This window comes from Streptomyces sp. NPDC046909, assembly GCF_040644695.1.
Lineage (GTDB): Bacteria > Actinomycetota > Actinomycetes > Streptomycetales > Streptomycetaceae > Streptomyces.
Genome location: NZ_JBEYXC010000019.1, coordinates 237,832 through 247,591 on the forward strand (window position 1 = coordinate 237,832; position 9,760 = coordinate 247,591).

Here is a 9,760-nt window from a genome sequence, read left to right on the forward strand (position 1 = left end):
TTGACTTCGCGATCCGATCATCCGCAGTCCGTAACCCAAGTGCCGCGCCGCTCGTTGTGCGGGATGCAGGCTCCCTGTGGTCACTCCCTGGCCGACTTCGATCACTCGATCGTGTGGAAGTGGTCAGGGCGTGCAACCCTCAGGACCCCCTGGGGAGTCGACCGTCATGACGAGAGGAGGTGCCGCCAGTGATCGCGAACGTATCGGCGCACCGGCGGGCGAACGCCTTCGCCCAGGCCCTGGAGGAGCAGTCCGACCGGGGCCCGGCGGCCGAGCAGTCCGAAGGACCGGACCCGGCCCCGGCAGCCTCGGAACAGACCGAGCGGGGCCGCATGTTGGCCCTCGCGGAGTGTCTCGACGAGCTGCCCCGGCCACAGCTGGATCCCGAGGTCAAGGTCGTCCAGCGGGCCCAGCTGGTGGCCGCGTTCGAGGCCATGCTCCAGGAAGGCACGCTCGGAGGCGAGGCAGCGGAACCCTCGGTGCCCGAACAGCGCTCCCATCGCGCGCGCGGCGCACACCGCGCGTCCCCGCTGGGCAAACTGCGACCCCGGTCCCGGCTGACCAAGGGCCTCGCGGCCGGCGGACTCAGCGTCGGGGTCGCCGCGGGAGCCTTCGGCGGAGTCGCCGCGGCCAGCTCGGACGCCCTCCCGGGCGACTCCCTCTACGGCCTCAAGCGCGGCATCGAGGACTTCAAGCTCAACTATCTGTCCGACGGCGCCGACGAGCGCGGCCAGGCCTATCTCGACCAGGCCTCCACCCGCCTCAGCGAAGCCCGTCGCCTCATGGACCGCGACCGCGGCGGACAGCTCGACCACGAGTCCCTCGGTGAGATCCGCCGCGCCCTGTCCGGGATGCAGTACGACGCCTCCGAGGGCCACCGGCTGCTCCACGAGGCGTATCAGCGCGACCCGGACTCCCTGGGCCCCATCCAGGCCCTCGACGCCTTCTCGCGCTCGCACCGCGAGGTCTGGGGCGCCCTCCGCGACCGGCTCCCGGTCCAGCTCGGGGACGTCAGTCAGCAGGTGTCGTCGGTGTTCGACGCCATAGACGAAGAGGTGGCCCCGCTCCAGTCCCTGCTCCCCCAGCCCCCGGCCCAGAGCGGCGGCACGGGCAGCGGGCAGGGCGGTTCCGGTACGGCGTCGAAGGGCACCTCCGGCTCCGACCGCTCGACGGCACCGAGCAACGGCACCTCGGACGGCTCCGGCACCGGCAGCAAGAGCCCCAGCAACTCGGCCACGTCCGGCAGCGAGGACGGCCTGCTCGGCGGCAACACCGGCGGCCTGCTCGACCCGCCGAAGGACACCGGCACCAGCGCCTCCCCGTCCACGACGACCCCGTCCACCGACCCGGACGTCACCCTCCCACCCCTCCTCCCGGGCCTCCTGCCCGGCCTGGGGATCGACAGCGAGGACGCGAACTAGGCCTTTCCCGTACGACGGTGGGGGCGCCCTTCGAGAGGAAGGGCGCCCCCACCGTCGTACGACTCCTGAACCGGTCAGAAGAAGACCGACCGCCGCTGCACCAGCAGCTTGGCCCCTCCCATCTGCTGCCCTCGCACTGCTTCGCAGGCTTCGAGCAGCTGCGCCGGACTCCGTCCGGCGGCTCCAGGTGACCTCGGCGGTCGTCCACCTCGGCCGCCGTCCAGAGAACAGCCTCGGTCAGAAGAAGACCGACCGCCGCTGCACCAGCAGCTTGTAGAGCGTGTGCTGGATCTGTTCCCGCACCTGGTCCGTCAGGTTGAACATCAGCATCGGGTCCTCGGCGGCCTCCGGCGGATAGCCGTCCGTGAGGATCGGCTCGCCGAACTGGATGGTCCACTTGGTCGGGAGCGGGATCGCGCCGAGCGGACCGAGCCACGGGAAGGTCGGGGTGATCGGGAAGTACGGGAAGCCGAGGACCCGGGCGAGGGTCTTGGCGTTGCCGATCATCGGGTAGATCTCCTCCGCGCCCACGATCGAGCACGGGATGATCGGGGTCCCCTTGCGCAGGGCCGTCGAGACGAAGCCGCCGCGGCCGAAGCGCTGGAGCTTGTAGCGCTCGCTGAAGGGCTTGCCGATGCCCTTGAAGCCCTCCGGCATCACCCCGACCAACTCGCCCTGCCCGAGAAGCCGTTCGGCGTCCTCCGCGCAGGCCAGGGTGTGGCCGAGCTTGCGGGCGAGTTCGTTGACGACGGGGAGCATGAAGACCAGGTCCGCGGCGAGCAACCTGAGGTGACGCCCGGCGGGGTGGTTGTCGTGGACGGCGACCTGCATCATCAGACCGTCCATCGGGATCGTCCCGGAGTGGTTGGCGACGATCAGCGCGCCGCCCTCCGTCGGGATGTTCTCGATGCCCTTCACCTCGACCCGGAAGTACTTCTCGTACACCGGCCGCAGCAGGGACATCAGGACCTGGTCGGTCAACTCCTCGTCGTAACCGAAGTCGTCGACGTCGTAGTCACCGGTGAGCCGGCGTCGCAGGAAGGACAGCCCGCCCGCGATCCGCCGCTCGATACCGCCGTCGTCCCGCGCCTTCTGCGGCGGCTGTTCCTCACGCGTCACAGGGACATCATCCTGCGCCGGCGCCTTGCTGGGCAGGGGCTGGACCTCACGGACCAGCGAGGCCTCCTTACGGCGGCTCCCCGCGCTCCGGCGCCGCGACGGCCGCTGTACGGCAGCCCCCCGGGACCGGTCGTCGTCGAACGGAATGACCTTGGCGTCCGCCATCGTTGATGCGCTCCTCAGTTGGCGCTCTGCGTCGGGGGGTGGCCACTGCCCAGGACGGGCAGCGCGGCGATCCTGTCGACGGCCCCGGCAAGGGCCTCCGGGGGTAGGAGTCCAGGGCCCCGGCCACGCGCGAAGTCCGCGAACGTCTCCGCCGTCGTGTACTTCGGCTTGAATCCGAGCGTCTCACGCATCTGGTCCGTCGCCACGACCCGGCCATGGGTGAGCAGCCGGATCTGCTCGGGCGAGAAGTCCGTCACGCCGAGCGTACGGACCAGCGATCCCGCCCAGGTGACCGCCGGCAGCAGCAGCGGCACGGTCGGCCGCCCCAGCCGCCGCGAGCACTGCGACAGCAGCAGCACCCCGTCACCGGCGATGTTGAAGGTCCCGCTGTTGAGCGTCCCGCGCTCCGGCTCGTGCGAGGCGATCCGCAGCACCTCGATCACATCGTCCTCGTGCACGAACTGGAGCCGAGGGTCGTACCCCAGGACGGTCGGCAGCACGGGCAGCGAGAAGTAGGACGCGAGCGGCGTATCGGCGCTGGGCCCAAGGATGTTGGCGAACCGCAGCACACACACGGCCACATCGGGCCGCCGCCGCGCGAACCCCCGCACATACCCCTCGACCTCGACGGTGTCCTTCGCGAAGCCGCCGCTGGGCAGCGACTTGGGCGGAGTGGTCTCGGTGAAGACGGCGGGATCACGGGGCGCGGAGCCGTACACATTGGTGCTGGACTTCACGACGAGCCGCTTGACGGTCGGCGACTTCTGACAGGCCCCGAGCAGCTGCATGGTGCCGATGACGTTGGTCTCCTTGACCGTCGTCCGGCTCCCGCTGCCCAGCGCCATGGCCGTCACATCGAGGTGTACGACCGTGTCGGCGCCGGTCTCCGCGAGCACCCTCGCGATGGTGGGCTGCCGGATGTCGGCCTGGATGAACTCGGCGCCGCCCAGATGATGCTCAGGCGGCACGGCGTCGACCGCGATCACCCGGTCCACCCGCGGGTCACGCTGGATCCGTCGTACGAACCGGCCCCCCAGTTGACGGGCCACTCCGGTCACGAGCACGACCTTGCCCAAGATTCAGCGCCTTCCTTCCAGCACTCATCCGCTGCCTCGTCCCCGCGTACCCTGCCGCGTTCCCCGTGTGCGGCCAACTTAGCGGGTCGATGTTGCGCTGTGATGACCACCCAATGCACGAAGTGACGACTTCCACAGACGTACGATCAGACCAAGCCAGCCGCTGTCAGACGTACGCACCCGGCCATACGCCCCCGGGCCGTGCGCCCCCGCCGTACGCATGGGCCCGGCTCCCGATTCCGGATATGCGTGTGGCCCCCCACCGGGTGTGGTGGGGGGCCACAAATCACGCTGCTTGCGCGGCGTCGTCCTACCAGCAGCCGAGGCTACTTCTTGTTACGACGCTGAACGCGCGTGCGCTTGAGCAGCTTGCGGTGCTTCTTCTTAGCCATCCGCTTGCGCCGCTTCTTGATAACAGAGCCCACGACTACCCTCGCTCACTTCTCATCACTCGGCGTTTGGGCGCCATGGGCCCATACGACCTACGAGGGGCTAGCCTACCCGCCTGAGCGCTGAGCTCGTAATCGAGGGGGAAAGGGGAGATCCCGACGTTGCCCTGAGGATCTCCCCGCCCCACGCCGTCAGGCGGTTTCCACCCCCACATAGCTCTCGCGAAGGTACTCGTGAACCGCTTGCTCGGGGACGCGGAAGGACCGCCCCACCCGGATCGCGGGCAGATGACCGCTGTGCACCAACCGGTACACGGTCATCTTCGACACTCGCATCACCGAGGCGACCTCCGCCACGGTAAGGAACTGAACCTCGTTCAGAGGCCTCTCGCCTGCTGCAGCCATGACACACCTGAACCTTCCGCACTCGACGGCCACCGGCTTCCCCTTCCGGTGACTCTTCGTCGCTGCGTGCTCACTCCCCAATGTAGGGGCGGGTGATGCGAGTGGGGAAGAGGTGCACCCATCGGCGGCCTACTGTGACAGACACGCTCGATTGAGTACGTAGCGGGTAAGCGGCCGGTAGTAATCAGACCGCACAGCGTCATCAAGTGGAACGACTACGGACACGACGCCTTCGGCCTCCCCCACGAACAACGCGGGGTCATCCGTGTCGGCCAGCCCAATGGCCTCAAACCCCAGCTGACCTGCCCCGCAGACCCACCCGTGATCCCCGATGACAAGCTCGGGAAGCACCCCGTCCGCCTCCGCGGCGGCGGCGAGCGCGAGCCGAACCGGGAGAGGTGAATGCGTGTGTGCGCCGGTCGCACGACCGGGGCTCGAAGCGCCCGGATCTCGCACGAGCGCGACTCCTCGTACGTAGTCAAGGTTGTACGTGCGTAGACCGAACCGGGTCGTTATGTCGACACAGCGACCATGCGCAGGGGTGAGAACGGTACATCCCGCCGCCGACAACGCGTCCGCGAGCGCGGCGTAGAACCCGAGCAGCCGATGCGGATGCCCGGTCCCCAGAAGCACAGGGGCACCACGCTGCGCGGCAGCCCGGATCCGTTCAGCGAAGGCATCGAGAGCGACCAGAGTCCGCTCCGGATCGATCACATCATGGCCTTGGGTATGACGAGGATCGCTCGATACCCCACACTTATCGGCCATCAACTCGATCAAATCCCGCTGCCCCCACGTCCATTCAGGATCGATGCCGATCAGCACGCGTGGATCCCGAGCAGCGAAAAGCCGATAACTCCGCAGACTCTCCTCCCGAGAGGTAGCCACGGTCCCGGCCAGACGAGCAGCCAGCAGATGGGCGCGCAGGGCGCCGGTGCTCAACACGGGAGCGATGGTGACGGACGGGGGGACGGGAGGGCACGGGAACAGGGAAACACCGCACAGTTGGCGTAACACATGAGTGCGGTTCGGGATAAGCAGGCGCTCGCCGGACTGGCTTAGGGGCGCGGGGAACTGCGCGACCAGCCACAACGCACCCGCAGCCGCCACCCCACACAGCGAGGCACTTGCTCAGGCCAACAACCCCCGCAACGGAAACACAGCCCGCCGAGCCGCCAGCACAGCCTGATCCAACCGGTCCGCAGGGTCGTACCCCGCCTCCCAGTCCGCCCAACTCACCGGCCACCGCCCATCAGTCATCCGCACAGGCGCCAACTGCCGAGTCCGAGCAAACACTTCCTGCCGCCAGCTCTCCGGAATCACACTCTCCGGCGCCAACTCCCGCCCCGCAGCGATCCCCACCAGATGCGTCCAGGACCGCGGCACCACCTCCACCACCGCGTACCCGCCCCCACCGAGCGCCACCCACCGCCCCTCGGCGTACTCATGCGCCAGCTCATGACACGCCACCTGCACAGCCCGCTGCGCATCCAGCGACACGGCGAGATGAGCGAGCGGATCCTCGAAGTGCGTATCGGCCCCGTGCTGAGTCACCAGCACCTGCGGCCGAAAGTCCGCGATCAACTCCGGCACCACCGCATGGAACGCCCGCAACCACCCCGCGTCCCCGGTCCCCGCCGGCAACGCCACATTCACCGCACTGCCCTCCGCGGAATCCGCCCCCGTCTCCTCCGGCCACCCGGTCTGCGGAAACAACGTCCGAGGATGCTCATGCAACGAGATCGTCAGAACCCGGGGATCCTCCCAGAACGCCGCCTGCACCCCATCCCCGTGATGCACATCGACATCGACATAGGCGACCCGCTCGGCCCCCAGCTCCAGCAACCGGGCAATGGCCAGCGAGGCATCGTTGTAGATACAGAACCCCGACGCGCCCCCGGGCATCGCATGATGCAGCCCACCCGCGAAGTTCACCGCGTGCAGCGCGTCCCCGTGCCACACAGCCTCAGCAGCCCCCACCGACTGCCCGGCGATCAGCGCGGACACCTCATGCATCCCCGCGAACGCCGGATCATCCATGGTCCCCAGCCCATACGCCCCCTCGGCCGCCCCAGGATCCGCCGAGGCCGCCTTCACGGCCTCGATGTAGTCCTCCCGGTGCACCAGCCGCAACGTCGACTCCCCGGCGGGCTTCGCCGATACGACGTCCAGGTCCCGTTCCAGCCCGAAGGCACTCACCAGACGACGGGTCAGGGCAAGCCGAACCGGATCCATCGGATGATCCGGACCGAAGTCATAGCCCGTTACTGCCTCGTCCCACATCAGCTGTGCGCGGCCGCTCATGCCCGCCACCGTATCGGTCCGGTTGAGCGGCGAACGACCGGGCGTACACCAGCGTCACCAGCACCAACACCATCGGCACGAGCATGGCCCCCCGATAGCTCCAGGCATCCCCGAGCGCCCCCACCAAGGGCGAACCGATCAAAAACCCGACATAGTTGAAGACATTGAGCCGAGCGACGGCGGCATCAGAGGCCCCGGGGAACAACCGCCCGGCCGCCGCGAAGGTCTGCGGCACCAGCACACACAACCCCAGCCCCAGCAACGTAAACCCAAGCATCCCCACCCAGGCACCCGGCGCCACAGCCACCACCGCGAACCCCAGAGCCGCGACCACGGCCCCCGCCCGCACCACCACCACAGCCCCGAGCCGCCGTACCCCGAAGTCCCCGAGCCCCCGCCCGATCAGGGTGGTGACCATGTAGACGTTGTACGGCACGGTCGCCAGCTGCTCGCTGCTCCCCAGCACGTCCTCCAGATACTTCGCGCTCCAGTTGGAGACGGTCGAGTCCCCGATGTACGCGAAGGTCATCACCAGGCACAGCGGCAGCAACAACTTGAAGGCGACGGCCCCGGCCTCACCGACACCGCCCTTGTCCTCGACGACAGCCTCGGCACCGCCATCGACGTACCACCGACTCCCGACGAGCGCGGCCGGCAGCAGCACGACCACCACGGGCAGATACGACACGAACAGCGCGAGATCCCAGTGCGCCCCCACCCACGCCAGCGAGGCCCCCACGATCCCGCCGAGACTGAACACGGCGTGGAAACTGAGCATGATGCTCCGCCCGTACGCCCGCTGCAGACTCACCCCGAGCATGTTCATCGAGGCGTCGAGCACCCCCACCGCGAGCCCGAACGCGGCCAGCGCGACCCCGAGCTCGACGGTCGCGTCACCGGCCCCGACCCCCAACAGCGCCAGCAGTACGACGGGCTGGGCCCACCGCAGCAACCGGCTCGGCGGTATGCGCCGCACCAGCTTCTCGGTCGTCACGCTCCCGACACCGGCCAGGATCGGCACGGCGGCCAGAAAGGCCGGCAGCAAGCCGTCGGAGATCCCGTACCGGTCCTGAATCGCCGGGATCCGGGTCACCAGCAGGGCAAAGGCCACCCCCTGGGCGAAGAAGCTGAACGCCAACGAGGCCCTACCGCGCCGCAGCACATCTGTCATGGCGGCGAGCGTAGGGCCCCGGACTACCCGTGGGTAGATCCAGCCAAAGATGAATTTCCCTCAGCTTTACCGAGGAGGGCCGTCAGGCGGCGACGCCAACGCCAGTCGTGACCACACCCTCGGCCTCGACCAGGCCCTCGACCTGGACCCCAGCCTGGCCGTTGGCCTGGGCGTTGACCTGGACCTCTTCGGCGATCATCCGCTCCATCGGCCCGGCGGCCAGCACCCCACCGAGAACCATCCCGACCCCGATCGCACCGACCAGGACGACCGAGCCGAGCCACACCATGGTGTCCACGGGCACGGTGTACGCCCCCACGATCCGCACGGCGCACTCCGCGAGCAGCACCACACCCCACACCACCGAGAAGACCCGCTCCGCCCGGAGAAAGGCCCCCGACCGAGCGGCGGTACCACCGAGGAGCCGCTCCCAGGCCGCCTCCTTTGCGGCGTCGGTCTTGACCAGGAAGGGCTTGAGCCCGGCGGTCATCATCGGCCGCCCCAGCCCCACCGACACCAGGATCCCGATCCCGATCGTGCTGCTGACCGCACTGTCCTTGGCGAGCATCAGCCGCGGATCCCCGGAGACAAAGCTGAGCACCAACGACACGACATTCACGACCAGGATGAGCCCGGCCAGCCCATTGGCCTTCCGCTCCTTGACCACACCCCACACGGTCCGGACGGCCGGCACCACACTGCTCCAGGCCAGCGCCGCGAAGGTGCTCATCCCGAAGGCGTCCCGGAAGAGGTAGTACGACCCGACAGGCACCGCCACGTCCAGGATCAGCGGCCGGAAGGGGTTCTGCTTGCTCGTCTGCGCCTTGGTCGTCGTCATGCCCTCAGCTTCCCGTCCGGCCGGGGTCCCCCAGTAGAAACGATCGTCCGGAGCTCGGCATGACAAATGTCAGCCGCTGAGCAGCGCGGGCAACTCCCCCATGTCGGAGAAGAGTTGAGTGGCCCCCGCGAGCCTCTCGGCAGGCGTCATGGCCGTGAACCCAAGAACATCCATCCCGGCCGCGACAGCCGCCTGCACCCCGAGCGGACTGTCCTCGACCACCACACACCGCTCCGGAGCGACCCCCATCCGCTCAGCGGCATACAGAAACAGATCCGGGGCCGGCTTCCCCCGCCCCACATCCTGCGAACTGAAGACCCGCGACTCCTCGAACCACCGGTCCAGCCCCGTCGTCCGATGCCCCACCCGAATCCGCTCATGGCTCCCTGACGAAGCCACGCAGTACGGCACCCCGCCCGCCGCCAGCTCCTCCAGCACCCCCAGAGCCCCGGCAACGGGCTTCAGCTCCCGCTCGAACGCGGCGAACACCCGCCCATGGAAGACATCGTCGAAGTCCTCAGGCAACCGCTGCCCGGTCCGCTCCTCAATCAGGTCATGGATCCGATGCATGGCGGACCCCATGTAGTCCCGGATGGAGTCCTCGTACGAGGTCGGATGCCCGAGCTCGGTCAGATAGGCGGCCAGAAGCCGGTTGGAGATCGGCTCGCTGTCGACGAGGACACCGTCATTGTCGAAAATAACCAGGTCGTAGCGCATGCGATGAAGCCTAAACGCAAAAAGGCCCACGCCTGATGGCGTGGGCCTTTTCTAAAATTTGTTCGGCGGCGTCCTACTCTCCCACAGGGTCCCCCCTGCAGTACCATCGGCGCTGTGAGGCTTAGCTTCCGGGTTCGGAATGTAACCGGGCGTTT

10 protein-coding genes and 1 rRNA gene are annotated in these 9,760 nt (G+C 68.4%); 1 reads left to right on the forward strand and 10 read right to left on the reverse strand.

Annotated elements, in window-relative coordinates; translation table 11 throughout:
* Positions 1–188 precede the first annotated feature (188 nt).
* On the forward strand, positions 189–1,421 hold the full coding sequence (locus ABZ928_RS44325; protein ID WP_361532607.1) for a DUF5667 domain-containing protein: 1,233 nt from the start codon (positions 189–191) through the stop codon (positions 1,419–1,421).
* Positions 1,422–1,658: 237 nt separating this feature from the next.
* Here the strand turns inward: ABZ928_RS44325 and ABZ928_RS44330 are convergent, their stop codons facing one another.
* The 10 genes from ABZ928_RS44330 to rrf form a co-directional block, all read right to left on the reverse strand.
* Positions 1,659–2,705, reverse strand: coding sequence for a lysophospholipid acyltransferase family protein (locus ABZ928_RS44330; protein WP_361532610.1), 1,047 nt, complete (start codon positions 2,703–2,705; stop codon positions 1,659–1,661).
* Between the two features lie 14 nt (positions 2,706–2,719).
* Positions 2,720–3,781 (reverse strand): NAD-dependent epimerase/dehydratase family protein, encoded by a 1,062-nt coding sequence (locus ABZ928_RS44335; protein WP_361532613.1) that lies wholly within the window; start codon positions 3,779–3,781, stop codon positions 2,720–2,722.
* 326 nt (positions 3,782–4,107) lie between these two features.
* Positions 4,108–4,206 carry an AURKAIP1/COX24 domain-containing protein gene (locus ABZ928_RS44340; RefSeq protein ID WP_003948845.1) on the reverse strand — a complete coding sequence of 33 codons (99 nt, stop codon included), beginning with the start codon at positions 4,204–4,206 and terminating at the stop codon, positions 4,108–4,110.
* Positions 4,207–4,362: 156 nt separating this feature from the next.
* Positions 4,363–4,575 carry a helix-turn-helix domain-containing protein gene (locus tag ABZ928_RS44345; RefSeq protein WP_004984898.1) on the reverse strand — a complete coding sequence of 71 codons (213 nt, stop codon included), beginning with the start codon at positions 4,573–4,575 and terminating at the stop codon, positions 4,363–4,365.
* Between the two features lie 129 nt (positions 4,576–4,704).
* Entirely contained in the window at positions 4,705–5,520 is an 816-nt protein-coding gene (locus ABZ928_RS44350; protein WP_361532616.1) for a phosphatase, read from the reverse strand.
* 186 nt (positions 5,521–5,706) lie between these two features.
* Positions 5,707–6,879 carry an acetoin utilization protein AcuC gene (locus tag ABZ928_RS44355; RefSeq protein WP_361532619.1) on the reverse strand — a complete coding sequence of 391 codons (1,173 nt, stop codon included), beginning with the start codon at positions 6,877–6,879 and terminating at the stop codon, positions 5,707–5,709.
* Positions 6,830–8,050 carry an MFS transporter gene (locus ABZ928_RS44360; protein WP_361532622.1) on the reverse strand — a complete coding sequence of 407 codons (1,221 nt, stop codon included), beginning with the start codon at positions 8,048–8,050 and terminating at the stop codon, positions 6,830–6,832. Before ABZ928_RS44360 ends, ABZ928_RS44355 begins: the two co-directional genes overlap by 50 nt.
* A gap of 82 nt (positions 8,051–8,132) precedes the next feature.
* A complete protein-coding gene (locus ABZ928_RS44365; RefSeq protein ID WP_361532625.1) occupies positions 8,133–8,888 on the reverse strand; it encodes a VC0807 family protein in 756 nt (251 codons plus the stop codon).
* A gap of 69 nt (positions 8,889–8,957) precedes the next feature.
* Positions 8,958–9,605 carry an HAD family hydrolase gene (locus tag ABZ928_RS44370; RefSeq protein ID WP_361532628.1) on the reverse strand — a complete coding sequence of 216 codons (648 nt, stop codon included), beginning with the start codon at positions 9,603–9,605 and terminating at the stop codon, positions 8,958–8,960.
* Positions 9,606–9,665: 60 nt separating this feature from the next.
* Positions 9,666–9,760 (reverse strand): 5S ribosomal RNA (rrf, locus tag ABZ928_RS44375); the annotation flags it as partial.